Annotated in this window: 23 protein-coding genes; 7 read left to right on the plus strand and 16 right to left on the minus strand. The window is 71.8% G+C overall.

Going from position 1 to position 24505, the window contains the following annotated elements; all coding sequences use genetic code 11:
• The first annotated feature begins 30 nt into the window (after positions 1-30).
• A complete protein-coding gene (locus E0F75_RS15365; RefSeq protein ID WP_187623080.1) occupies positions 31-642 on the plus strand; it encodes a YceI family protein in 612 nt (203 codons plus the stop codon).
• Between the two features lie 141 nt (positions 643-783).
• Here E0F75_RS15365 and E0F75_RS15370 read toward each other — a convergent pair whose 3' ends face one another.
• Entirely contained in the window at positions 784-1413 is a 630-nt protein-coding gene (locus E0F75_RS15370) for an ankyrin repeat domain-containing protein (RefSeq protein WP_187623081.1), read from the minus strand.
• Between the two features lie 12 nt (positions 1414-1425).
• A complete protein-coding gene (locus E0F75_RS15375) occupies positions 1426-2625 on the minus strand; it encodes a serine hydrolase domain-containing protein (protein WP_187623082.1) in 1200 nt (399 codons plus the stop codon).
• 212 nt (positions 2626-2837) lie between these two features.
• Here E0F75_RS15375 and dnaN point away from each other — a divergent pair, with 212 nt between their 5' ends.
• Complete coding sequence (gene dnaN / locus E0F75_RS15380; protein WP_187623083.1) at positions 2838-3938, plus strand: DNA polymerase III subunit beta; 1101 nt, start codon at positions 2838-2840, stop codon at positions 3936-3938.
• An 8-nt stretch (positions 3939-3946) separates the two neighbouring features.
• On the opposite strand, the gene E0F75_RS15385 is transcribed toward dnaN, so the two are convergent.
• From E0F75_RS15385 to ureA, 7 genes are all read right to left on the minus strand, one after another.
• Positions 3947-5299, minus strand: a complete 1353-nt coding sequence (locus E0F75_RS15385) for a hypothetical protein (RefSeq protein WP_187623084.1) — start codon at positions 5297-5299, stop codon at positions 3947-3949.
• A gap of 42 nt (positions 5300-5341) precedes the next feature.
• On the minus strand, positions 5342-6958 hold the full coding sequence (cimA, locus tag E0F75_RS15390; RefSeq protein ID WP_187623085.1) for a citramalate synthase: 1617 nt from the start codon (positions 6956-6958) through the stop codon (positions 5342-5344).
• 382 nt (positions 6959-7340) lie between these two features.
• Positions 7341-8690, minus strand: a complete 1350-nt coding sequence (locus tag E0F75_RS15395) for an MFS transporter (RefSeq protein ID WP_187623086.1) — start codon at positions 8688-8690, stop codon at positions 7341-7343.
• 121 nt (positions 8691-8811) lie between these two features.
• On the minus strand, positions 8812-9357 hold the full coding sequence (locus E0F75_RS15400; RefSeq protein WP_229312696.1) for a TetR/AcrR family transcriptional regulator: 546 nt from the start codon (positions 9355-9357) through the stop codon (positions 8812-8814).
• 147 nt (positions 9358-9504) lie between these two features.
• Positions 9505-10521: an agmatine/peptidylarginine deiminase gene (locus E0F75_RS15405; RefSeq protein WP_187623087.1), complete on the minus strand. Its 1017-nt coding sequence runs from the start codon at positions 10519-10521 to the stop codon at positions 9505-9507.
• Between the two features lie 20 nt (positions 10522-10541).
• Positions 10542-12224: an urease subunit alpha gene (locus tag E0F75_RS15410; protein WP_187623088.1), complete on the minus strand. Its 1683-nt coding sequence runs from the start codon at positions 12222-12224 to the stop codon at positions 10542-10544.
• A complete protein-coding gene (ureA, locus tag E0F75_RS15415; protein WP_187623089.1) occupies positions 12224-13027 on the minus strand; it encodes an urease subunit gamma in 804 nt (267 codons plus the stop codon). The genes E0F75_RS15410 and ureA overlap by 1 nt, the downstream gene beginning before the upstream one ends.
• Before the next feature lie 177 nt (positions 13028-13204).
• On the opposite strand from ureA, the gene E0F75_RS15420 reads away from it, so the two are divergent.
• Positions 13205-14626 carry a cytosine permease gene (locus tag E0F75_RS15420; protein ID WP_187623090.1) on the plus strand — a complete coding sequence of 474 codons (1422 nt, stop codon included), beginning with the start codon at positions 13205-13207 and terminating at the stop codon, positions 14624-14626.
• Between the two features lie 3 nt (positions 14627-14629).
• Here the strand turns inward: E0F75_RS15420 and E0F75_RS15425 are convergent, their stop codons facing one another.
• The 3 genes from E0F75_RS15425 to E0F75_RS40040 all read right to left on the minus strand — a co-directional run bounded on the left by E0F75_RS15425 (position 14630) and on the right by E0F75_RS40040 (position 17231).
• On the minus strand, positions 14630-15718 hold the full coding sequence (locus E0F75_RS15425; RefSeq protein ID WP_187623091.1) for a branched-chain amino acid aminotransferase: 1089 nt from the start codon (positions 15716-15718) through the stop codon (positions 14630-14632).
• A 260-nt stretch (positions 15719-15978) separates the two neighbouring features.
• On the minus strand, positions 15979-17019 hold the full coding sequence (locus E0F75_RS15430) for a 3-isopropylmalate dehydrogenase (protein WP_187623092.1): 1041 nt from the start codon (positions 17017-17019) through the stop codon (positions 15979-15981).
• An 80-nt stretch (positions 17020-17099) separates the two neighbouring features.
• On the minus strand, positions 17100-17231 hold the full coding sequence (locus E0F75_RS40040) for a hypothetical protein (protein WP_260461862.1): 132 nt from the start codon (positions 17229-17231) through the stop codon (positions 17100-17102).
• A 379-nt stretch (positions 17232-17610) separates the two neighbouring features.
• Between E0F75_RS40040 and E0F75_RS15435 the strand changes: the two genes are divergently transcribed.
• Both E0F75_RS15435 and E0F75_RS15440 read left to right on the plus strand, forming a co-directional pair.
• Positions 17611-17952 carry a PadR family transcriptional regulator gene (locus E0F75_RS15435; RefSeq protein ID WP_187623093.1) on the plus strand — a complete coding sequence of 114 codons (342 nt, stop codon included), beginning with the start codon at positions 17611-17613 and terminating at the stop codon, positions 17950-17952.
• A complete protein-coding gene (locus E0F75_RS15440; protein WP_187623094.1) occupies positions 17949-18692 on the plus strand; it encodes a hypothetical protein in 744 nt (247 codons plus the stop codon). The genes E0F75_RS15435 and E0F75_RS15440 overlap by 4 nt, the downstream gene beginning before the upstream one ends.
• A 7-nt stretch (positions 18693-18699) precedes the next feature.
• On the opposite strand, the gene E0F75_RS15445 is transcribed toward E0F75_RS15440, so the two are convergent.
• The gene (locus E0F75_RS15445) at positions 18700-19236 is read right to left on the minus strand and encodes a GNAT family N-acetyltransferase (protein ID WP_187623095.1); all 537 of its coding nucleotides are present in this window, start codon (positions 19234-19236) and stop codon (positions 18700-18702) included.
• 119 nt (positions 19237-19355) lie between these two features.
• On the opposite strand from E0F75_RS15445, the gene E0F75_RS15450 reads away from it, so the two are divergent.
• Positions 19356-20249: an alpha/beta fold hydrolase gene (locus E0F75_RS15450; RefSeq protein WP_187623096.1), complete on the plus strand. Its 894-nt coding sequence runs from the start codon at positions 19356-19358 to the stop codon at positions 20247-20249.
• Here the strand turns inward: E0F75_RS15450 and E0F75_RS15455 are convergent.
• The 3 genes from E0F75_RS15455 to E0F75_RS15465 form a co-directional block, all read right to left on the minus strand.
• The gene (locus E0F75_RS15455; protein WP_187623097.1) at positions 20239-20475 is read right to left on the minus strand and encodes a hypothetical protein; all 237 of its coding nucleotides are present in this window, start codon (positions 20473-20475) and stop codon (positions 20239-20241) included. The genes E0F75_RS15450 and E0F75_RS15455 overlap by 11 nt on opposite strands.
• A gap of 124 nt (positions 20476-20599) precedes the next feature.
• Positions 20600-22240: an L-glutamate gamma-semialdehyde dehydrogenase gene (pruA, locus tag E0F75_RS15460; RefSeq protein ID WP_187623098.1), complete on the minus strand. Its 1641-nt coding sequence runs from the start codon at positions 22238-22240 to the stop codon at positions 20600-20602.
• Positions 22241-22270: 30 nt separating this feature from the next.
• Entirely contained in the window at positions 22271-23197 is a 927-nt protein-coding gene (locus E0F75_RS15465) for a proline dehydrogenase family protein (protein WP_187623099.1), read from the minus strand.
• A 183-nt stretch (positions 23198-23380) separates the two neighbouring features.
• On the opposite strand from E0F75_RS15465, the gene E0F75_RS15470 reads away from it, so the two are divergent.
• Positions 23381-24505, plus strand: coding sequence for a CdaR family transcriptional regulator (locus E0F75_RS15470; RefSeq protein ID WP_187623100.1), 1125 nt, complete (start codon positions 23381-23383; stop codon positions 24503-24505).

A 24505-nucleotide genomic window follows, 5' to 3' on the forward strand; every position in this document is an offset into this window, starting at 1 on the left:
ACACACATCCCGATCAAGGAGCTGTCAGTCATGGGTATCTTCAACCGCAAGAGCAACGAGTCCGCCGTCGCCGTCGCCACCCTCCCCGTGGACCCGGCCCTGACCGCCCTGACCGGCGACTACGCCATCGACCCGGCGCACAGCAGCATCGGTTTCACCGTCCGTCACGCCATGGTCACCAACGTCCGCGGCACCTTCGCCGAGCACGAGGGCGTCCTGACGCTGGACGGCGCGAACCCGGACGCCTCCACCGCCTCGATCGACGTCAAGATCGCCTCGATCGACACCGGCATCGCGGACCGCGACGGCCACCTGCGCAGCGGCGACTTCTTCGACGCCGAGCAGTTCCCGCTCATGACGTTCCGCTCCCTGCACGCCCAGCAGCTGGGCGGCGACAAGTACCGGGTCACCGGCGACCTGACCATCAAGGACGTCACGAAGCCGCTCGCGATCGACCTGGAGTTCAACGGCTCCGCGACGGACGTGTACGGCAACGAGCGCGTCGGCTTCGAGGGCTCCGCCGAGATCCTGCGCTCCGACTGGGGCCTGACCTGGAACGCGGCCCTGGAGACCGGCGGCGTGATGGTCAGCGACAAGGTCAAGCTGAACTTCGACATCTCCGCGATCAAGAACGCCGCCTGACCCTGAGCACCGGGCCTCAGCCCTGAGCCCGGGCCGCCCCCGGCCCCGAGCCCGACCCCGACGTCACACGAGCGCGCCCGCCCTCCGCAGCAGCGGAAGGCGGGCGCTCGGCGTTGCGCGCCGCTCGGCGTCGCGCGACCGTCAGCGTCCCGCGGCGCGGAGGACGGCCTCCTCGATCTCCTGGAACGCGGCGGCCTGCTCCGGGAGCCTCAGCGCGCCGCCGCGAGCCCGGTGGACGGCAAGCGGGGTGGGGGTGGCGCCGCGGGCCAGCAGGTGGCGGACCGTGTCGGGGTGGGGTGTGCCGGCCACCCATTCGAGAGGGGTCTCCCCCTTCATCGACCGGTCGTCCAGGTCCGCGCCGTACTCCAGGAGCACGTCGATGAGGGGCGCCCGGTCGTCGGTCATGGTGCAGGTCGCCGCCAGGACGAGGGGGAGCAGATGCCCGTGCCGGGACTGGATGCCCGTGGGTGCTCCGGCGGCGAGCAGGAGCCTCGCGATGTCGGTGTACCCCCAGGCCACGGCCTGGCAGAGCGGCGTCTGCTCCCCGTACTCCCCGGTGTACTGGCGGGGGTCGGCGCCCGCGTCGAGGAGGAGGGCGACCACGTCCGCGTGCCCCTTGTCGACCGCGATGTCCAGAGGCGTGGGCCGGTACTGCTCCTGCGCGTCGGGGTCCACGCCCGCGGCGAGGAGTTCCGCGACCAGCGCCGCGTCGCCGGCCTCCGCCGCGCGTCCGAGCCGTTTCACGTCGTCCAGGGGATCGTCTCGCTGCATCGGCTGATCATGTCAAACGTCTCCGTCAGCCGCGCCGGAGATCTCGTCCCGGAGCGCGGCCGCCGCGACCACCGCCGGGATCAGGCGGTCGTTCTCGGCGGCGCCGGGGCCCGCCGCGAAGGCGAAGCGGCGGCGGGCGTAGCTGTAGGCGAGGCCGGTGGCCGGGTCGGCGAAGGCCTGGGAGCCGGGGGCGCCGCTGTGGCCGACGGCGACCGGGCTGAGCACCGGGTGGCGGGTGGCCAGCGGGACGAAGCCGAGGCCGAAGGCGTTCGTCGAACCGGTCACCAGGTCCTGGCCGGAGGAGTGGACCCGGGCGACCTCGGCCAGGGTGTCCGGCTTCAGGAGCGGGGCGCGGCCGTCGAGCTCGCCGGCGACCGCCGCGTACATCCGGGAGAGGCCGCGCGCGGAGCCGACGCCGCCGCCGGAGATCGGCGCCCGGGCCCGTACCGTACGGGAGTTGGCGTATCCGACGATGTCGAACGGCGGGTCCGCGTGGAAGTTGAACGCGATGGCCATGAGGCTGTCCGGGGCGATCGGGTCCTCCGCGAGGAGGGCCTGCTCGGCGGGTGTCGGCCGCATCGGCAGGGCCGTACGGAAGCGGGGCTCCAGCTCCTCGGGCAGGCCCAGGTAGTAGTCGAGGGCGTACGGGGCGCGGACCCGCTCCTCGAACAGCTCCTGGATCGTCCGGCCGGTGGCCCGCACGACGACCTCGCCGACGAGGGCGCCGATCACGAGGGCGTGGTAGCCGTGGGCGGTGCCGGGCTCCCAGAAGGGGCGCTGGCCCGCGAGCCGTGCGGCGACGGCCCGGTCGTCGGCGAGTTCGTCGGGGCTGAGGCCGCCGTCGGCGCCGATCACGCCGGACCGGTGGGCGAGCAGCTGCCGCAGGGTCAGCTTCCCCTTGCCCTCGGCGGCGAACTCGGGCCACCAGGAGGCGACCTCGCGGTCGAGATCGAGCACACCGTCCTGGACGAGCAGGGCGGTGACCAGGGCCATCGCACCCTTGGAGGAGGAGTAGAGGCCGAGGAGCGAGTCCCCGTCGACCCCGTCGCCGCCCCAGAGGTCCACGACGAGCCGCCCGTGGTGATGGACGGCGAGCTGGGCTCCGCCGTCGCGTGCCTCGTTCGCCACGACGGTGGCGAACTCCTCCCGCACGGACTCGAATCCGGGCTCCACCGTGCCATGGACCTGTGCCTGGACGTGACCGTCGCTCATCGCGCTACTCCCCCTGAACGTCTCCGACTAGTTCGGTGACTGCAACGATCAAGGGAGCGATTCCCTTCCCGTGCTCCTCGCCGAACTCAGGTGGATCGCCGCGCGGTCCCGCCGCCCTCGACGGCGGCGGCCGGCTCCGGCCCGAGCTCGCCGGGGGCGGCCGAACACGCGGGCCGACGGCATTGTCAGTGGTGGCGTCTAGCGTCGGCGGCATGGAATTCCGTATCGACAGTGGTGTGTTGACCGATGCCGTGGCCTGGGCCGCGCGCGTCCTGCCGGCCCGCTCCCCCATGCCCGTCCTCGGCGGTCTGCTTCTGGAGGCGGCGGACGGCCGTCTGCGGGTCTCCGGTCTCGACCACGAGGCCTCGGCCCGGGTCGAGGTAGAGGCCGACACGGACGTCGAGGGCCGGGCCCTGGTCCTGGGCCGGCGGCTGCTCGACATCTGCAAGGTGCTCCCCCGGGGCCTCACGGAGCTCGCCGTGGAGGGCGCCCGCCTCTCGGTCACCTCGGGCGACGCCCGCTTCGGCCTCTCCCTGCTGCCCCTGGACGACTATCCGGCTCCGCCCGCACTGCCCGAGGTCCGCGGCCTGGTGGACGGGGACGCCTTCGCCGCGGCGGTCGGCCAGGTCGCCGTGGCGGCGGGCCGGGACGACTCGCTGCCGGTCCTCACCGGGATACGGCTCGCCCTGGACGGCACGACCATGACGCTCGCGGCCACCGACCGCTACCGCTACGCGGTCCGCACCCTGGAGTGGAAGCCGGAGGCGGACGGCGGCGAACCGGCCGACGTGGTCGTCCCGGCCCGGCGCCTCACCGAGATCGCCCGCTCCCTGGCGGGCACGGGCCCGGCCCGGCTCGCTCTGGACAGCGGATCGATCGGCTTCGAGAGCGACGGCCTGCGCACCACCACCCGCCTCCTGGACGGCCGTCTCCCCCGCCACGACAAGCTCTTCGCCCTCGGCGACCACGCCCTGGCCGCCACCGACCGGGCCCCGCTGACCGAGGCCGTGAAGCGGGTCGCGGTCGTCGCCGAGGGCGACAGCCCGGTCCAGCTCACCTTCGGCCCCACGTCGATCCACCTCCAGGCGGGCTATGAGGACGACGTGGCCTCCCAGCGCCTCCCGGCCACCTTCACGGGCCCGGACACCCTCACGGTCGCCTTCAACCCCGGCTACCTTCTGGACGCCCTGACCACCCTGGACACCCCGAAGGTCCACTTCCACCTCCTGGGCCCGGGCCAACGAGCCCTGCTCACCGACGGCCCGCAGCCGGTCCACCGCCACCTGCTGATGTCGGTGAAGCCGCTGGTCTGAGGGGCCGGCTAGAACCCGCCCCCGCCGTCGAACCCGCCGCCCCCGCCGAAGTCGCCGCCTCCGAAGCCGCCGCCGTCGCCGAAGCCGCTGCCGCCGAAGTCGCCGGAGTTGAAGTCGGCGCCGGAGAAGTCGCCGCCCTCGAAGTCGTTGCCGCCGTACTCGGCCGCGTAGGCCGGGGTGGAGAGCATCGAGCCGAGGACGGTGCCCAGGAGGAGGCCGGGGAGGATGCCGCCGCCGAAGTAGCCGCCGGCCCAGGGGCCGTAGGCCGGGCCCGCCTCCCAGTACGGGCGGCGGACGCCGTCCGCGTCGACCGTGCGGGCCATCGGGTCCAGGCCGTCGTCGAGGCGGGACGCGTCGGCGGCGCAGACCGGGACCTGGCGGGCGGTGCCGCCGGTCGGGGTCCAGGTGCGGTCCTCGGTGGAGGGGCCGTGGCGCGGGTCGAAGAAGCAGGGGGCGCGGCGCTCGGGGAGCGGCCGGGACTCGCGGCGGGCGGCCAGGACGGCGAGGGAGTAGCGGCCGTCCTCCAGGGCCTCGGTGACCGGGCGGACGTCATGGGGCCGGGCGGCGGAGGCCATCAGGGACTTCGCCTTGTCGTACGAGTCGAGGGAGCGTTCGTAGTCGCCGCGCATGGCGTCGTCGGCGCCCGCTTCGGCGGGATGGAAGTCCAGGCGTTCGAGTTCCTCGCCGAAGGCGGTGATGTCCTCGTCGACGACGACCCGGAGCTTGTCGAGCGCGGCGCGCTCCTCGGCCTCCTTGCGGAGCCGGTTGCGGCGGACGACCGCGTAGGCGCCCGCGCCTCCGGCGGCGACCACGGCGCCGAGGGTCACGAGGCCGGCGACGGGGACGCCGTCGTCGGTGCCGGCGGAGCCCCAGCTCGCCGGGGCGGAGCCGCGCAGGGTGGGCAGGGCCTGGTCGACGAAGTTGTCGAGCTCGGTGGCCGCGTCGACGCCCGGCTGGCGTACGGAGGTGACGAGGTTCCGTACGGCCTGTTCGGACATGACGGCGCGGTCGGCGCCCGCGTCGAAGCCGTCACCGAGGCGGACCGCGTACAGGCCGGTGACTCCGGTCTGGGTCCGCAGGTTCGCGAGGAGGTCCTTGGGCGGGAACTGCGCGTTCGCGGGCAGGACCGCCACGAACAGCGGCTTGTCCGCGTCCTTGATCTTCTGGGCGAGGGCGTCCGCCTCGGACTTCGACAGCTGGTCGGCGGCGCCCGGGTCGACGTAGACCGGGCCCTGTTTCAGGGCGGCGGCCGCGTCGGGTATCCCCGTGGCCCTGGCTCCCGCGGAGGGGGCCAGGGCCAGGAGCAGCAGCAGTATCAGCCCGCCGAGGGCCGACAGTACGGAGAGCGGCCTGGTCCTCATGGTTCGACGCTACCCGAAGCACGACAAACAAGACATAGAGGGCTACTCGGTGGGGTCGATTCCGGCCCGCAGCACTCCGTACGTGAAGGCGTCCTCCAGGGCCTGCCAGGAGGCGGCGATGACGTTCTCACCGACGCCGACCGTCGACCACTCGCCGTTGCCGTCGCTGGTGGTGATCAGGACGCGGGTGGTGGACTCGGTGCCGTGGCGGCCCTCCAGGATGCGGACCTTGTAGTCGACCAGCTCGAACTTGGCGAGCTGCGGGTAGATCCGCTCCAGGGCGAGGCGCATCGCGCGGTCGAGGGCGTTGACGGGGCCGTTGCCCTCGGCGGTGGCGACGATCCGCTCGCCCTTGGCCCAGAGCTTCACGGTGGCCTCGTTGGCGTGGGTGCCGTCGGGGCGGTCCTCGACGATCGCGCGCCAGGACTCCGTGCGGAAGTAGCGGCGGGCCCGGCCCTCGGCCTCCTCCCGGAGGAGCAGCTCGAAGGAGGCATCGGCGGCCTCGTAGGTGTAGCCCTGGAGCTCGCGCTCCTTGACCCGCTCGACGACCCGGGCCACCAGCGCGCGGTCGTCGCCCAGGTCGACGCCGAGCTCCTTGCCCTTGAGCTCGATGGAGGCCCGGCCGGCCATGTCGGAGACCAGCATCCGCATCGTGTTGCCGACCAGCTCGGGGTCGATGTGCTGGTAGAGGTCGGGGTCGACCTTGATCGCGGAGGCGTGGAGCCCGGCCTTGTGTGCGAAGGCGGAGACGCCGACGTACGGCTGGTGGGTGGAGGGGGTGAGGTTGACGACCTCGGCGATGGCATGCGAGATCCGGGTCATCTCGGCGAGGGCGCCGTCGGGCAGCACCTTCTTGCCGTACTTGAGCTCCAGGGCCGCGACGACGGGGAAGAGGTTGGCGTTGCCGACCCGCTCGCCGTAGCCGTTGGCGGTGCACTGGACGTGGGTGGCGCCGGCGTCGACGGCGGCCAGCGTGTTGGCGACGGCGCAGCCGGTGTCGTCCTGGGCGTGGATGCCGAGGCGGGCGCCGGTGTCGGCGAGGACGGTGGCGACGACGGCCTGGATCTGGGCGGGGAGCATGCCGCCGTTGGTGTCACAGAGGATGACGACATCGGCGCCGGCCTCGTCCGCGGCGCGGACGACGGCCTTGGCGTAGTCGGGGTTGGCCTTGTAGCCGTCGAAGAAGTGCTCGCAGTCGACGAAGACGCGGCGGCCCTGGGAGACCAGGTGGGAGACGGTGTCGCGGACCATCTCCAGGTTCTCGTCGAGGGTGGTGCGCAGCGCGAGCTCGACGTGCCGGTCGTGCGACTTGGCGACGAGCGTGACGACCGGGGCGCCGGAGTCGAGGAGGGCCTTGACCTGCGGGTCGACGGCGGCGTCGCCACCCGGTCTGCGGGTGGCGCCGAAGGCGACGAGCTGCGCGTTCTTGAACGCGATCTCCTGGCGGGCGCGGGCGAAGAACTCCGTGTCACGCGGGTTGGCTCCGGGCCAGCCGCCCTCGATGAAGCCCACGCCGAACTCGTCGAGGTGCCGGGCGATGGTCAGCTTGTCCGCGACGGTGAGGTTGATGCCTTCACGCTGCGCCCCGTCGCGCAGCGTCGTGTCGAAGACATGGAAGCTGTCGTCGAGGCGCTGGCTCTCGGCGTTCTCCGTGGTCATGACTGTGATGGCTCCTGTCGGATGTGGCTCCGGAAGGTCTGGATCCACTTGCCCCCATTCTCACGCGACGTCCGCTTCCGGCGTGGGTGGGGCCGGAAAACGAAAAAACCCCTCGCGGGTGCGAGAGGTCTGCGCGCGGGTCTGAGGCACGGTGTCCACTGCCGCGGGGGTCGTGCCGCGATTCAGTGGCCACTGCGGACCGGCGCGCTGCTGCCGATAATCATCGTGGTAGCTAGCACGCCGGAAGTCTGACACAGGTGACGGCCCGGCGGGACGGGGGTCTCACGATACGGGCAGTCGTTCGGGAGGCCCTCCGGCCCACGCGACACCGGCTGCCGTCCGGGACCCGGCTGCCGTCCGCGAGACCCGCCGTCCGCCGCCCTCACGACACCGGCAGCCGCTCCGGAGACCCTCCCGCCTGCCCGCGCTTCTGGCCGGGCACCGCGGCGCCGTCCGTCCCGACCCGGCCCAGGTCGATGTCCCTGGTCTCCCGCATCGAGAGGTAGACGACCAGGGAGACGGCCGCACAGCCCGCCACGTACCAGTAGAAGCCCGACTCGATGCCCGCGTCCTTGAACCAGAGGGCCACGTACTCGGCGGTGCCGCCGAAGAGCGCGTTGGCGACGGCGTACGGCAGGGCGACGCCGAGGGCGCGGATGCCGGTGGGGAAGAGCTCGGCCTTCACACAGGCGTTGATGGAGGTGTAGCCGGTGATGACGACGAGCGCGAGCAGGGAGAGCCCGAGGGCCGGCCAGAAGGAGCCCGCGTGCTTCAGCATCGTCAGGATCGGCACGGTGAGGAGCGTGGAGCCCACCGCGAAGGTGATGAGCAGCGGGCGGCGGCCGATGCGGTCGGAGAGACGGCCGGCCAGCGGCTGGAGGCAGGCGAAGACGATGAGCGCGCAGAAGGAGACCAGGGTCGCGGTCTGCTTGGAGAGGCCGGCGGAGTTGGAGAGGTACTTGGTGAGGTAGGTGGTGTACGTGTAGTACGCCACGGTCCCGCCCATGGTGAGCGCGACGACGAGGAAGGCCTCGCGCCGGTGCGCCCACAGGGCCTTGAGGGTGCCCTTCTGCTCGCTCGCGACCCCGTCGTCGGCGGTGGTCTCGTACACCTCCGTCTCCAGCATCGTGCGGCGCAGGTAGAAGACGACGGCCGCGCCGAGGGCGCCGAGGACGAACGGGATGCGCCAGCCCCAGCTGTGCAGGGCCTCACTGGACAGGGTGTGCTGAAGGACGAGCAGCAGGCCGAGGCCGAGGATCTGGCCCGCGGTCATCGACACGTACTGGAAGCTGGAGGCGAAGCCGCGGTGCTCCGGGGCCGAGGCCTCGGTGAGGTAGGTGGCGCTTGCGGCGTACTCGCCGCCGACGGAGAGCCCCTGGAGGAGGCGGGCGATCAGGAGGACGGCGGCGCCGCCGTATCCGGCGACGGAGTAGGTGGGCGCGACCGCGATGAGGAGCGCGGAGGCGGACATCAGGGTGACGGTGAGGGTGAGGGCCGCCTTGCGGCCCTTGCGGTCGCCGACCCGGCCGAGGAGCCAGCCGCCGACGGGCCGCATGAAGAAGCCGACGGCGAAGATGCCGGCGGTGTTCATGAGTTTGGCGGTGTCGTTGCCCTCGGGGAAGAAGGCCCCCGCGAAGTAGGTGGCGAAGCTCGCGTACACGAACCAGTCGAACCACTCGACCATGTTGCCGGCGGAGCCGACCCAGATCTTCTTCCAGTGCTCTCGTCCCATGGACCGGAACCGTGCCGGAGGTGGCGCCGGGGCAACAAGGGTGTAGCAGACAACGATCCCGTGTACTTACGTACGTTGCGGTCGTGGCGCGGGACCGGCACCGGGGCCGGTCCGCGTCCGGCTACGGTCGCGCCAGCAGATCCTGCTCGATGAACTCGCGTACGTGTGCCAGGACTTGCTCGCGGCCGGTGCCGGGCACACCCACCGCGACGTGCACGCTGAAGCCGTCCAGGAGCGCCCTCGTACGGGTCGCGAAGCGGTCCGGGTCGACGGCCCGGAACTCCCCGCGCGAGACGCCCTCGGCCAGGATCGCGACCAGGTCCCGGTGCCAGGCCCCCTCGATGGCGGCCTGGCGGATCCGGGCGTCGGCGTCGGCGTTCTGGGACCGGTTCCAGACCTCCAGCCACAGGATCCAGTGCGGATCGCGCGGCCCGTCGGGCACGTACACGTCGACGTACCCGTCGAGCCGCTCGCGCGCGGTCCCCGGCCGGGAGAGCAGCGCGCTCCGCTCGGCGCCGAGGCGCCCCTCGCTCCACTCCAGGGTCTGCAGCAGCAGCTCGTCCTTGGTGCGGAAGTAGTAGAGCAGGTGCCCACTGCTCATCCCGACCTGTCGCCCGAGCCCGGCCATGGTCAGCCCGTCGAGCCCGCGCTCGGCGATGGTCCCCATGGCGGCGGCGAGCAGCTCCTCACGGGGAGGAGCGGCCTGGTTGCGCCGGCGCGGCGGGGAGGCCGGGGCGGCGGGGCCGGAGGGGCGGGAGGGGTCGGAGGGGTCCATACGGGTCACTCGTACGTTCTACCTCATCCCCTCCCCGCCTCAGACCTTCGGCTGCTGCTGGGTGATGCAGTGGATGCCGCCCCCACCTGCGAAGATCGTGCGGGCGTCGACCAGGACGACCTCGCGTTCCGGGAAGAGGCGGCGGAAGATCTCGGCCGCCAGTTCGTCGTGCGGGTCGTCGAAGGCACAGAGGACCACGCCGTCGTTGCACAGGTAGTGGTTGATGTACGAGTAGTCGACCCAGTCGCCCTCCTCGTCCTTGAGGACGGTGGGGGCCGGGATCTCGACGACCTCCAGCGGGCGGCCCTGGGCGTCGGTCTGGCCGCGCAGGATGCTCACGTACATCCGGGAGCGCTCGTAGTCGGGGTGGGCCGGGTCCTGCTGGCTGTGAACGAGGACCGTGCCGGGGCGGGCGAAGGCGGCGACGATGTCGACGTGGCCCTGGGTGCCGTAGAGGCCGTAGTCGCCGCTGAGGCCGTGGGGGAGCCAGATCGCCTTCGTCGTGCCGAGCCTGGCGTGGATCTCGGCCTCGACCTGCTCGCGGGTCCACCCGGGGTTGCGGCCGGCGCCGAGCTGGACGGTGTCGGTCAGCAGGACCGTGCCCTCGCCGTCGACGTGGATCGCGCCGCCCTCGTTCACCAGGGGCGAGGAGAGGACGGGGACGCCCGCCGCGTCCGCGACATGGCGGGCGATCTTCGAGTCGTGCCCCCAGCGGGCCCAGTCCTGGCCGCCCCAGCCGTTGAACACCCAGTCCACGGCGGCCAGTTCGGTGCCGTTGGTGACGAAGGTCGGACCGATGTCCCGCATCCAGGCGTCGTCGAGGTCCCGCTCGACCAGGTCGACGTCCTCACCGACGAGGGCGCGGGCCGACGCGGCGTCGCCGGGCGCCACCACCATCGTGACCGGCTCGAAGCGGCGTACGGCACGGGCCACGGACGCCCAGGCCGTGCGGGCCTCGGCGAGCTCGTCGGCGTTGGTGAAGGTGGGGTTGGGGCTGGGCCAGGCCATCCAGGTGCGCTCGTGCGGCATCCACTCGGCGGGCATGCGGTAGGTCATGGTGACAGGTCCTAGAGGAACTAGAGGAAGTAGAGGCGGTTGAGCGAGACGGAGTCGGCCGCCTCGGAGCGGATCGGCGCGCCGTCGAGCGAGACGAGGCCGGTCCGGCCGTCGACCTGGACGTCTCCGGTGCGGGAGTTGAGCCGCAGGTCGGCCGGGCCGATGCCGCGCGTGCCGCGCACCGGGACGCGGCGGCGGCGGGTCGGCATCAGGTCGGAACCGAGGTCGACGGCCGCCTGGGCGACGAACGCGACCGAGATGTCGGCGGGCGTGGCGCCGTGTCCGCCGAACAGCGGTCCGAGGACGAGTGGTTCACAGGTGTCGGTGGCGGCGTTCGGATCGCCCACGACCCCCCACGCGGGGAAGCCGTTCTTGATGACCATCTGCGGCTTGGCGCCGAAGAACTGCGGCCTCCACAGCACGATGTCGGCCATCTTGCCGACCTCGATCGAGCCGATCTCGTGGGCGAGGCCGTGGGCGATCGCCGGGTTGACGGTGAGCTTGGCGATGTAGCGGAGCACGCGCGCGTTGTCGTCGTGCGCGCCGTCTCCCTCCATCGGTCCGAGCTCGGCCTTCATCTTCCCGGCCATGGCGAAGGTCCGGCGTACGGTCTCGCCGGCCCTTCCCATCCCCTGCGCGTCGGAGGAGGTGATCCCGATCGCGCCGAGGTCGTGCAGGACGTCCTCCGCGCCCATCGTCCCGGCCCGGATCCGGTCACGCGCCATGGCCGCATCACCGGGGAGGTCGGTCTTCAGGTCGTGGACGGAGACGATCATCCCGTAGTGCTCGGCGACGGCGTCGCGTCCGAAGGGGAGCGTGGGGTTGGTGGAGGAGCCGATGACGTTCGGCACGCCCGCCATCTTCAGGACGTTGGGTACGTGCCCGCCGCCGCAGCCCTCGATGTGGAAGGCGTGGATCGTACGGCCGTCCAGGACCCGCAGGGTGTCCTCGACCGAGAGGCACTCGTTCAGGCCGTCACTGTGCAGGGCGACCTGCACGTCGTGCTCCTCCGCCACCCGCAGGGCGGTGTCGAGCGCACGGGTGTGGGCGCCCATGTCCTCGTGGACCTTGAAGCCGGACGCCCCGCCCTCGGCGAGCGCCTCCACCAGCGGCGCCGGGTCCGAGGACGAACCCCGGGCCAGGAAGCCGATGTTGACCGGCCAGGCGTCGAAGGCGCCGAACGCGTGCCGCAGCGCCCACGGCGAGTTCACGCCGACGCCCCACACCGGGCCGAACTCCTGCCCGATGACCGTGGTGACGCCGCTCGCGAGCGAGGCCTCCATGATCCGGGGCGAGAGCAGATGGACATGGGTGTCGACGGCTCCTGCGGTGGCGATCAGCCCCTCGCCGGAGACGATCGAGGTGCCGGTGCCGACGACGACGTCCACGCCGTCGAGGGTGTCGGGGTTGCCGGCCCGGCCGATCGCGTGGATCCGGCCCTCGCGGATGCCGATGGACACCTTGCGGATGCCGAGGACGGCGTCGATCACCAGCACGTTGCTGATCACGACGTCACAGGTCTCACGGACGGCCGCGGCCTTGAGGTGCAGGCCGTCGCGGGCGGTCTTGCCGAAGCCGGCCAGGAACTCGTCCCCCGGCTGCTGCGAGTCGGACTCGACGCGGACGACGAGCCCGGAGTCGCCCAGGACGACACGGTCGCCGGCGCGGGGGCCGTGCACGGATGCGTACTCGTACGGGTCCATCACTTGCCTTCCTCGTCGGACGGGGCGTCTCCGGACGGGGCGTCTTCGGACGGAACTACTCCGGACGGGACGTCTCCGGACGGGACGCCTTCGGACGGGACGCCTTCGGACGGTCCTTCATCGGACGAGACGCCCAGGTAGCCGCAGGCCGCCGCGCGCCGCAGGGCCTCTTCCCGCGCGCCCGGCGCGTCGAGCGGTCCGTCGACCAGGCCCGCGAAGCCGATGGCGACGCGCGCGCCGCCGATCGGCACGAGCCCGACCTCCGCCTCGCCGCCCGGGTCGAAGCGGAAGGAGGCGCCGGCCGGGATGGCCAGCCGCATGCCGTAGGCGGCGGCCCGGTCGAAGTCGAGGCGCGGGTTGACCTCGAAGAAGTGGAAGTGGGAGGTGACGCTCACGGGGACCGTCGCCGTGTTCCGCACGGGGAGGGTGAGCGCCGGCTCCGACGCCGGGTGCCCGGGGCCCGGCAGCAGCGCGCCCGGCGCGGCCTCGCCCAGGCCGCCGCCGCCGATCGGGGCGGAGACGACCGCGAGCCGCGAGCCGTCGTCGAAGACGGCCTCGACGTGGACCTCGGTGACCACGTCGGCGACGCCCGGCAGGACGTCGTCGGGGCCGAGGACCGAACGGGCGGCCTCGATCGCCTCGGCGAGCCGCTTGCCGTCGCGGGCCGCCTCGCAGACCGTGTCCGCGATGAGCGCGGTCGCCTCGGGGACATTGAGCCGCAGACCGCGGGCCCGGCGGGCACGGGCGAGCTCGGCGGCGCCGAAGAGCAGCAGCCGGTCGCGTTCCGTGGGGGTCAGTCGCACGTCCGAAACACCTCCTGTTTGAGCGACACTCTAAATGTTGTGCGGCTTTCTTCCAAGCATTGACGCGGGGTACAGGCACAGGTCACATTGAGCGTCACTCTAAAAGTGCTCGCCCTAGCTCGCCCTAGCCCGCCTTAGCCCGCCTTAGCCCGCCGCTCCCGTCCCCCAGGAGTCCCCATGCCGATAGAACAGCGCGGAGTCGACACCGTCCCCGAGGCCGAACGCACCAGCGGGCCCCGGGATCTCGTCGCGATCCTGCTCGGGTCCAACCTCTGCCTGGGGGTGATCGTCTTCGGCTGGCTCCCGGTCTCCTTCGGGCTCGGGCTCTGGGCCTCGGTGACCTCCGTCGTCACCGGCACCCTCGTCGGTGTCGCCGTCACCGCCCCGCTGGCCCTGGTGTCGCTCCGTACCGCCACCAACCTCTCCACCTCCTCCGGTGCCTTCTTCGGCGTACGGGGCCGGCTGGTCGGCTCGGTGGTCGGGCTGCTGCTCTCGCTGGGGTACACCGCGCTGACGCTGTGGATCGGCGGCGACGTCATGGTGGGGACCCTCGCCCGGCTGGTCGGCCTGCCGACCGGCGGTGCCACGCACGCCGTCGTCTACGCGCTGCTCGCCGCCTGCACGGCGGTCGCCGCGGTGTACGGCTACCGGCTGCTGCTCAAGCTGAGCAAGGCGCTCGCCGTCGTCATGACCGTGCTCCTGGCCCTCGGACTCCTCGCGTACGCCGGGGACTTCACGGCGGCGGCGGTGCCGGACACCCCTTACCTGCTCGACTCGTTCTGGCCGACCTGGCTGCTCTCGGCGGTGGCGGCGGGCCTCAGCGGACCGGTCGCCTTCATCACCCTGCTCGGCGACTACACCCGGTACGTCTCGCCCGAGCGGCACAGCTCCCGTTCCGTCTGGCGGGCCACCTGTCTCGGCCTGGTCGTCGGGCTGCTGATCCCCCAGCTCTTCGGTACGTTCACGGCGCTCGCCGCCCGCGGCGGGCTCGACTACGCGGGACCGCTGGTCGCCGCCTCGCCCGTCTGGTACCTGGTGCCGCTGCTCATCGCGGCCACCGCCGGGTCCGTCGGCAACGCCGGCCTGATGCTGTACTCGATGGGTCTCGACCTGGACGCGATCCTGCCCCGGGCCACCCGGGCCCGCGCCACGCTCGTGGTCGCGGCGGTGGCGACGGCCTTCGTCTTCGTCGGCCACTTCGCCTCGGACGCCCAGTCGGCGATGACCTCGTTCGTGCTGCTCCTCACGGCGATCGGCACGCCGTGGGCGGTGATCACCCTGATCGGCCATGTGCGCTGCGGAGGCTCGTACGACCCGGAGGCGCTCCAGGTCTACAACCGGCGCTCGCGCGGCGGGATCTACTGGTTCTCGGCGGGCTGGCACCCGCGCGCCACCGCCTCCTGGGCGATCGGCGCCGCGGTCGGCCTCGCCGCCGTGTCGACGCCGATGTACGAGGGACCGCTGCTGGCCCTGACGGGCGGAATCGACTGCAGCTTCGTGCTGTCGGGGCTGGTGGGCGGCACGCTGTACGCGGTCCTGACGCCGAACAGGGCTCCCGGGACCGTGACGGCCCCGGAAGCCCTGGCACAGGCGGAGTAGGTACTAGCCCAGCTCGTGCATCCAGCCGTGGACGTCCTCGGCCTTGCCGGTCTGGACGGCGAGCAGCGCGTCGCGCAGCTTCATCGTGACCTCGCCGGGCTCACCGCCCGACTGCTGCCACTCACCCCGCTCGGACTTGACCGTGCCGACCGGGGTGATCACGGCGGCGGTGCCGCAGGCGAAGACCTCGGTCAGGGTGCCGTTCTCGCTGTCGGCCTGCCACTGGTCGATGGAGACGCGGCCCTCCTCCGGCTCGAGACCGAGGTCCGCCGCCAGCTTGAGCAGCGAGTCACGGGTGATGCCGGCGAGCAGCGAACCGGTGAGGGTGGGGGTGACGAGCTTGTTTCCGTACACGAAGTACAGGTTCATGCCGCCGAGTTCCTCGACCCACTTGTGCTCCACGGCGTCGAGGTAGGCGACCTGGTCGCAGCCCTTCCCGGCGGCCTCGGCCTGCGCGAGCAGCGAGGCCGCGTAGTTGCCGCCGGTCTTGGCGTCGCCGACGCCGCCGGGGACGGCGCGGACGCGGTTCTCCGAGAGCCAGATGGAGACGGGCTTCACGCCGCCGGGGAAGTACGGGCCGGCCGGGGAGGCGATGACGACGAAGAGGTACTCGTTGGCCGGGCGGACGCCCAGGCCGACCTCGGTCGCGATCATGAACGGGCGCAGGTAGAGCGAGGCCTCGCCGCCGTGCTCCGGGACCCACGCCTTGTCCTGCTGGACGAGGACGTCACAGGCCTCGACGAAGGTCTCGACGGGCAGCTCGGGCATGGCGAGCCGGCGGGCGGAGGCCTGGAAGCGGCGGGCGTTGGCGTCGGGACGGAAGCTGGCGACCGAGCCGTCGGGACGGCGGTAGGCCTTCAGGCCCTCGAAGATCTCCTGCGCGTAGTGCAGGACGTTGGTCGCCGGGTCCAGGGAGAGCGGGCCGTACGGCACGAGCTGGGCGTCGTGCCAGCCCCGGCCCTCGGTCCACCGGATGGTGACCATGTGGTCGGTGAAGTGGCGGCCGAATCCCGGGTTGGCCAGGATCGCCTCGCGCTCCGCGGCGGACAGCGGGCTGGAGGAGGGCTTGAGCTCGATCGTGGGCGTCGTCATGAGTGCGTGTCCTTCACCGGTTGTGTGGGTAGGACCGCGCGCGCACGCCACTCTCGGAGACTGCTTCGTCCCTGACGAGGTGGACGTCCGAGCATGCCCGCATGGCACGGCCCCACGTCCGATTATCGCTCGCGGGGACCGGTGCGGGAAACGGGTGAACGCGGTCCTGGGTTCGATGGGGGCACCCGGGGCCGCGCAAGGGTCAGCCGCCGGGCGCTGTGGCGACCCGGCGGCTGCTGTGGATTGTCAGTCCGGCCGGGTCAGCTGGCTACTCGCGCGGCGAGCGCGTCGCCGACCTCGTCCGTCGTGCGGACGCTGTCGCCGCGCTCGGTGAGGTCTGCCGCGACGGCCTCCTCGACCCGGGCGGCCTCGGTCTCGTAGCCGAGGTGGCGCAGCAGGAGCGCGACGGAGAGGACGGTGGCCGTGGGGTCGGCCTTGGCCTGGCCCGCGATGTCCGGAGCGGAGCCGTGGACCGGCTCGAACATGGACGGGAACTCGCCGCTCGGGTTGATGTTGCCCGAGGCGGCGACGCCGATGCCGCCGGAGACGGCCGCGGCGAGGTCGGTGATGATGTCGCCGAAGAGGTTGTCGGTGACGATCACGTCGAAGCGGGCCGGGTCGGTGACGAGGAAGATCGTCGCGGCGTCGACGTGCAGGTAGTCGGTGGTGACCTCGGGGAACTCGGCCGCGACCTTGGTGAAGATGTTCGTCCACAGGTGGCCGGCGAAGGTCAGCACGTTGTTCTTGTGGACCAGCGTGAGCTTCTTGCGCGGGCGGGCCTGGGCGCGGGCGAAGGCGTCACGGACGACCCGCTCGACACCGAAGGCGGTGTTGACCGAGACCTCGGTGGCGACCTCGTGCGGGGTGCCCTTGCGGATGGTGCCGCCGTTGCCGGTGTACGGGCCCTCGGTGCCCTCGCGGACCACGACGAAGTCGATCTCGGGCTGCCCGGCGAGCGGGGTGGCGACGCCGGGGAGCAGCTTCGAGGGACGCAGGTTCACGTGGTGGTCGAAGGCGAAGCGGAGCTTCAGGAGGAAGCCGCGCTCCAGGACGCCGGAGGGCACCGACGGGTCGCCGATGGCGCCGAGCAGGATGGCGTCGTGCTTCTTGAGGGAGTCGAGGTCGGCGTCGGTGAGGGTCTCACCGGTGGCGTGGTAGCGCTTGGCGCCGAAGTCGTACTCCTCGGTCTCCAGCTTCACGTCCTGGGGAAGGACGGCCGCGAGGATCTTGAGGCCCTGGGCCACGACCTCCTGGCCGATGCCGTCGCCGGGAATGACTGCGAGATTGATGCTGTGAGACATGTCGGCACCCTACTCTTCGTCCCATCGTCTGACACGTCACGTCCATCATGTGGACGAAGCGCCATCCGGGTGAAGGTGTGTCAGTGGCCGGTGGAGCCGCCGTTGTCACGGCGGTCGAGGGCGCGCTGGAGGGCGGCGGCGGCGTTCTGCCGGGCCTCGTCGCTGGGACGGTTGGCGGAGTGGCGGACGCGGCGGGCGGTCTGAGTTGCCATGAGGGATCGACTCCTTGAGATCAGTGGTGATCCGAAGTGCGGAGATCAGTGGTGATCGAAGGTGCCGGCAGGGGCGGGGAGCGCCGCCGCAGGGGTTGCCTGCACAGGGGCGTCGCGCTCTCGACCGCCATTCGCTGATGTAGCGAGACGTTCGGCTTCTACAAAGCTAGGGCAGGTCTTCTCATCTGTCTCCACAGTTACTCGGACTTCCTACTATCTGAGACGGCGCGGGACAGCGCGTCAGCCGGCGATGGCCCGCAGCTCGCGGATCAGGGCCCGTACGGCGAGGGAGGCGGCCGGTTCGGGGTGCCGGTCGCGCGATGAGATCGGCCCTCCTATCTAGTTTGCATTCCTACCTAGCTGGTGCTGCAATACACCCATGGCCGCAGACCGCAGATCCAGCTGGCTCAAAGGAGTCCTCGACCTGCTCGTCCTCTCCCGCCTGACCGACGGCGAGAGCTACGGGTACGAGATCGCCAAGGCACTCGCCGAGGCGGGCCTCGGCGAGATCAAGGGCGGGACGCTCTATCCCGTACTGAACCGCCTGGAGGAAGCGGGTCTGGTGGAGGCCGAGTTCCGCGCCGCCGAGCGCGGCCCGGGACGCCGCTACTACCGGCTCACCGAGCAGGGGCGCGAGCACCTCGCCACCGAAAGCCGCGACTGGCTGCGCTTCCACCGCGCCGTCGAGACCACGCTCCACCCAGGGGGAACCACCGCATGACCACGGAATCCGACCGCTACTTCGCCGAGCTCGCCGACGCGCTGCGCACCACGGGCGTGCCGGCGGAGCAGATCGCCGCCACCGTCGAGGACCTGCACGGACATCTCTCCGGGACCGGGACGCGTCCGGAGGAGGAGTTCGGGCCGGCCGCCGCCTTCGCCGCCCAGCTCGGCGGGCTCGCGCCGCTGCCGGGTGAGCCGGACGGGAAGGCGGAGAGCTGGACCTGGACGGCGGACCTCTTCAACGACCGCCGGATGCTCGCCGTCCACGGCGACCAGGGCTGGGAGGTGGAGTCCCTGGACCCCCTCGGCCGGTTCGTCTGCCGACGCTCCGCGACGGCGGCGCTGCGCTGGGAGTACCGCCGCGAGATCATCGGCGCCCGGCGCCGCGCCAAGGTCCTGGCCGAGCTGGAGCCCGAGGGCTGGGAGCTGTGCGGCGAGTGGCTGGTGTACGGCTACTTCAAGCGGCCGCGCGCGGCGACTGCGGGCCCGGCGGGCGCCCTGGAGGCCCGGCCGGCCGCCCCGCACCGGTGGCTGTTCCTGAGCCGCCGCGGCAAGGTCGCGCTCGCGGTGTGGACCGTCGTGGTCGGCGGCGCGACGGCGGCGTGCTTCATCGGGACGCTCGGCATGGGCGGGCTCGCGATCACCATCGCCCTGGCCTCGATGTTCTCCGCCCTGTTCACCTCCCATCTGGAGACGACCAAGGGGCGGGTGGACCAGGAGCGCTCCAAGCCCTCCTGACCCTTCCTCACATCACGTCGCCGTCCCGCCAGTCGAAGACGAGCGCCGCGGCCGGATCGGGCAGCGCCCGGCCGGCCGCCGGGCGCAGGAAGACGTACCCCTCCTCCTCCGCGAGGTGGACGATCCCCTCGGGTCCCATGGCTTCCAGGCGGCCTTCCCAGACCCGCCAGCCGCGCCCCCGGTAGAGAGCGGCCCCGTCGTCCGAGGCGCCGAGCGCCCCGAAGACGTACGCCCCGTCGATGACCCGCTCCAGCCCGGCCATGACGGCCCCGCCGAGCCCCCGGCGCCTGAGGCCGGCGCGGACGGCGACGCCTTCGACGTACCCGACGCGGTGCGAACGCCCGCGATGGAGAGCGCGGCGCATGACGACGGCGCCGTGGGCGGCGATACCGCTCTCGTCCTCGATCCAGGCGTGCACGCCACCGAGCGTGTGGTCCCAGTCGTCGTCGGAGAAGTCGCCGTCGAAGGCGGCGTCGAGCAACTCGCGTACGGAGCGGAGCCGTTCGGCCCCGAGTTCATGGGTGGGCGCGATCCTCACGGTCATGCGCCCAGACTCCCACACCCCTCCCACCCCGAACCTAACCTCCAACAATCCATTGACAGGTTAGCCAGCGCCTGCTTGAGTCATCTCATAACCACTGACACGCATTTAAGAGGTTAGAGATGACGAGCACCGTGCTGCCGACCCACCACCGCACCGTCAAGGTCCGCGACCACGAGATCGCCTACCGCGAGGCGGGCCCCACCGACGCCCCCGTCCTCCTGCTGCTGCACGGCTTCCCCACCAGCTCGCGCATGTTCCGCGACCTGATCCCGCGGCTCGCCGACTCCTACCGCCTGATCGCCCCCGACCACCTGGGCTTCGGCCGCAGCGCGGCTCCCGACGCCGCCGACTTCGACTACACCTTCGCCGAACTGGCCGCGCTCACCGCCGAGTTCACCGAGGCACTGGGCCTGGAACGGTTCGCGCTCTACATCCAGGACTACGGCTCCCCCATCGGACTGCGCCTCGCCCTCGCCCACCCGGAGCGGATCACCGCGATCATCAGCCAGAACGGCAACGCGTACGAGGAGGGCCTCGGCTCCGAGGCCTGGGCGCCGGTCCTCGCCCTGATCGAGGAGCGCACCCCCGAGACCGAGGAGCCGGTGCGCGGCATCCGCTCCCTGGACGGCATCCGCTGGCAGTACGAGACGGGCGTACCGGCCGAGTACCGCGACCTCCTCGACCCCGACGCCTGGCACCACGACGCCGCCCTGATGGCCCGCGCGGGACAGGACGAGATCCAGCTCGGGCTGATCGCCGACTACGGCTCCAACTTCGCCCTCTACCCGGCCTTCCAGGAGTACTTCCGCACCAGCCGGGTCCCGCTCCTCGCGGTCTGGGGCGAAGGCGACCAGGTCTTCGTCCCGGCGGGCGCCGAAGCCTTCCGCCGCGACCTCCCGGACGCCGAGATCCACCTGCTCCCCACGGGCCACTTCGCCCTGGAGACCCACGCGCCGGCGATCGCCTCACTGATCGGCGACTTCCTCGCCCGGCGCGTTCCGCTCAGGCCGTAGCCTTCTCCAGGTCGCGAGCCATGCGCTCCACCCAGTCGGTGAAGCCCTCTCGATGATGGCCCTCGGCTTCGAGCAGGGCCGCGACCTGGGCGTCCGTGAGCCGGTCGGGTCCCGACCCGGTCAGCATCCGGTGCAGCTCCTTCATCAGGGACATCATCCGCAGCGCGTCGAGGTGCTCGATCGCGTCGACCCCGTGCCCGGGGCCGAGTGTCGTCGAACCAGGCATGTCGTGCCTCCTCACCGATCCCCCTCCCAGCAGCGTAAGCCCACCGCATGAGAACCGCCCCCGTCCTCGGTGGGGGCCGAGAAGGGGGGCGGTGATCAGGGGCCCGGGTCAGGGGCGGGGGGCGTCAGCCCATGTGGGGGTAGCCGTACTCGGTCGGCGGGACCAGCGTCTCCTTGATGGCGCGGGTCAGCGTCCAGCGCATCAGGTTCTGCGGGGCGCCGGCCTTGTCGTTCGTACCCGAGGCGCGGCCGCCGCCGAAGGGCTGCTGGCCGACGACGGCGCCGGTCGACTTGTCGTTGATGTAGAAGTTGCCCGCGGCGAAGCGGAGCTTCTCCATCGTGTACGCGGCCGCCGCACGGTCACCGGAGATGACCGCGCCGGTGAGGGCGTAGTCCGAGACCGACTCCATCTGGGTCAGCATCGCGTCGTACCCGTCGGCAGCGCTGTCGTCGTAGACGTGGATCGCGAGGATCGGGCCGAAGTACTCGGCCTTGAAGACCTCGTTCTCCGGGTCGGTGCAGGCGATGACGGTCGGACGGACGAAGTAGCCCACCGAGTCGTCGTACGTGCCACCGGCGATGATCGTGCAGGTCGGGTCGGCCGCGGCACGGTCGATCGCGGCCTTGTTCTTGGCGAACGAGCGCTCGTCGATGACGGCGCCGATGAAGTTCGACAGGTCGGTGACGTCACCCATGGTGATGCCGTCGACCTCGGCCGCGAACTCCTCCTTGAAGCCGTCGTTCCAGATCGAGGCCGGGACGTAGGCGCGCGAGGACGCGGAGCACTTCTGGCCCTGGAACTCGAAGGAGCCACGGGTCAGCGCGGTCTTCAGGATGGCGCGGTCGGCGCTGGGGTGCGCGACGACGAAGTCCTTGCCGCCGGTCTCACCGACGATCCGCGGGTACGAGCGGTACTTCTCGATGTTGGTGCCGACCGTCTTCCACAGGTGCTGGAAGGTCTTGGTCGAACCGGTGAAGTGGATACCGGCCAGGTCGCGGTGGTTCAGGGCCACCTCGGAGACGGCGATGCCGTCGCCGGTCACCAGGTTGATGACGCCCTTCGGCAGGCCGGCCTCCTCCAGGAGCTCCATGAGGAGCACGGCGGAGTGGGTCTGCGTCGGGGACGGCTTCCAGACCACCACGTTGCCCATGAGGGCGGGGGCGGTGGGCAGGTTGCCCGCGATGGCGGTGAAGTTGAACGGCGTGATCGCGTAGACGAAGCCCTCGAGCGGGCGGTGGTCCAGACGGTTCCACACACCCGGGGAGTTCGCCGGCGGCTGCTCGGCCAGGATCTGGCGGGCGTACGCCACGTTGAAGCGCCAGAAGTCGACGAGCTCGCACGGGGTGTCGATCTCGGCCTGCTGGGCGGTCTTCGACTGGCCGAGCATGGTGGACGCGGCCAGCGTCTCGCGCCACGGGCCGGCGAGCAGCTCGGCGGCGCGCAGGATGATCGCGGCACGGTCGTCGAAGGCCATCGCGCGCCAGGCGGGGGCCGCGGCCAGGGCCGCGTCGACGGCGTCCTGGGCGTCCTGCGTGGTGGCGCCGCGGAAGGTACCGATGACGGCCTTGTGGTTGTGCGGCTGGACGACCTTGAACTCCTCGCCGCCACCGAGGCGCTTCACGCCGCCGATGGTCATCGGCAGCTCGCGCGGGTTCTCGGCCAGCTCCTTGAGCTTGATCTCGAGGCGGGCGCGCTCGGGGGAGCCGGGGGCGTAGCTGTGCACCGGCTCGTTGACCGGAGCGGGGACCTGGGTGACAGCGTCCATAAGTCTCGGGACTCCTTGTGAGAGGTGGGCTCAGCCCTTGGTGAGGATGGAGCGGACGAAGAAGAGGAGGTTGGCCGGCTTCTCCGCGAGGCGTCGCATGAAGTAGCCGTACCAGTCGGTGCCGTAGGCGGTGTACACGCGCATGCGGTGTCCCTCGGCGGCCAGCCGGTTCTGCTCCTCGCTGCGGATGCCGTACAGCATCTGGAACTCGTACTCGTCCAGCTTGCGCCCCGCACGGCGGGCGAGCTCCTGGCCGACGGAGATCAGGCGCGGGTCGTGGGACCCGATCATCGGGTAGCCCTCGCCGTCCATCAGGATCTTCATGATCCGGACGTACGCCTTGTCGATCTCGGGCTTGTCCTGGATGGCGACGGAGGCGGGCTCCTTGTAGGCGCCCTTCACGATCCGGACGCGGGAGCCGTTCGCGGCGAGGCGGCGGGCGTCGTCCTCGGTGCGGAAGAGGTAGGCCTGGATGACACAGCCGGTCTGCGGGTGGGTCTTCCGCAGCTCCTCGTGGATGGCGAACATCGAGTCGAGGGTGGTGTGGTCCTCGGCGTCCAGGGTGACCGTGGTGCCGATCTCGGCAGCGGCCTCGACGACCGGGCGGACGTTCGCGAGAGCGAGCTCGTGGCCGTTCTCCAGGGACTGGCCGAACATCGACAGCTTGACGGACATCTCGGCGCGCTCGCCGAGGCCCAGCTCCTTGAGGCGCCCGATGAGCTCCAGGTAGGCGTCCCGGGCGGCGTACGACTGCTCGACGGTGGTGATGTCCTCACCGACGACGTCGAGGGTGACCTCCAGGCCGCGGTCGCTCAGCTCCCGGACGATCGGGACGACGTCGTCGACCGACTCACCGGCGATGAAGCGGGCGACGACCTGCTTGGTCCCGGGGGCGGCCGACACGAAACGGCGCATCTTGTCGCTGCGCGACGCGGCGAGGATCACGGGACCCAGCACGGGGGACCTCCAGAAGGACAGGGTGACGAAGGGGCTGTACCCGATCTTTCGTAAGAATCCGGGAACAGCACGAAGAACCACCGTGAAACCTATGGATCGCTCCGATCGTCCGCCATCTACAGCTGTCACGCATCCGTGGGCGGCATCTCATACACATGTCTGAGGGGGTGCGAGAATGGCGCTGTGAAGGGCGATTACCAAGAACTGGTGGACGAGATCTCCACGCTGCTCGGCGCACCGGCGACGCTGGAGAACCGCGATTTCGGTCTGATCGCCTTCGGCGCCCACGACAGCGACGACGACACCGCGATGGACCCCGTCCGGACGCGGTCGATCCTGACCCGGAAGTCGACCCCGGCGGTCCGCGCCTGGTTCGAGGGCTTCGGCATCACCCGGGCGACCGGCCCGGTCCGCATCCCGGCCGCCCCGGACGCCGGGGTGTTCCGGGACCGCGTCTGCCTGCCCGTACGCCACCGGGGGGTCGTCCTCGGGTACGTCTGGCTGCTCGACGCCGAGCCCGGCCCCACGCCCGCCCAGCTCACGTCCGCGATGGAGGTCGCCACCCGGATCGGCGACCTCCTCGCCGACGAGGAGCGCGCGGACGCCGACCTCTCGCGCGAGTTCGCCGCGGCCCTGACCGCCGGGCGCGGCTGGCAGAGCGACATGGCCGTCGCGGCCCTCCGGGTGGCCCTCGGCCCCAGCGCGGACGGTCTGCACACCGTGGTCTGCGTGACCCCCTGGCAGGGCGAGGCCCCCTCGTCGATCCGGTCGGTCCCCGCCGCGGCGGCGGTCGCCGTCCTCCCCGAGGGCGAGTCCGGCGAGTCCCTCGCCGTCCTCGTACGGCTGCGCACGCCCGAGGACCTCTCCCCCGCCCGCGCGGCCGCCGACCGGCTGCGCGCCGCCGCCCCGGCCGGCATCGCCACCGCGCGCCGGGGTCTCACGGACCTCCCGGCGGCCTGGCGCGAGGCCAACACGGCGGCCCGCGCCGCCACCGCCCAGCCGACCCTCGGCCCGGTCGCGGAGTGGGCCGGGATCGGCCCCTACCGCCTGCTCGCGGCGCTCTACCACCCCGAGGTCGACCCCGCCGTCGCCCCGCTCGTCGCCCCCGCCCACGCCGAACTGGCCCGCACCGCCGAGGTGTTCCTCGACAACGCGGGCCAGGCGGGCCGCACGGCGGCGGCCCTGGGCATCCACCGCCAGACCCTCTACTACCGGTTGTCCCGGGTCGAGCAGCTCACGGGCCTTGACCTGGACGACGGAGAGGACCGGCTGCTGCTCCACATGTCCCTGAAGTCGGCGCGGCTCTGA

The sequence above is a fragment of the Streptomyces sp. CB02980 genome, from assembly GCF_014451325.2.
Lineage (GTDB): Bacteria > Actinomycetota > Actinomycetes > Streptomycetales > Streptomycetaceae > Streptomyces.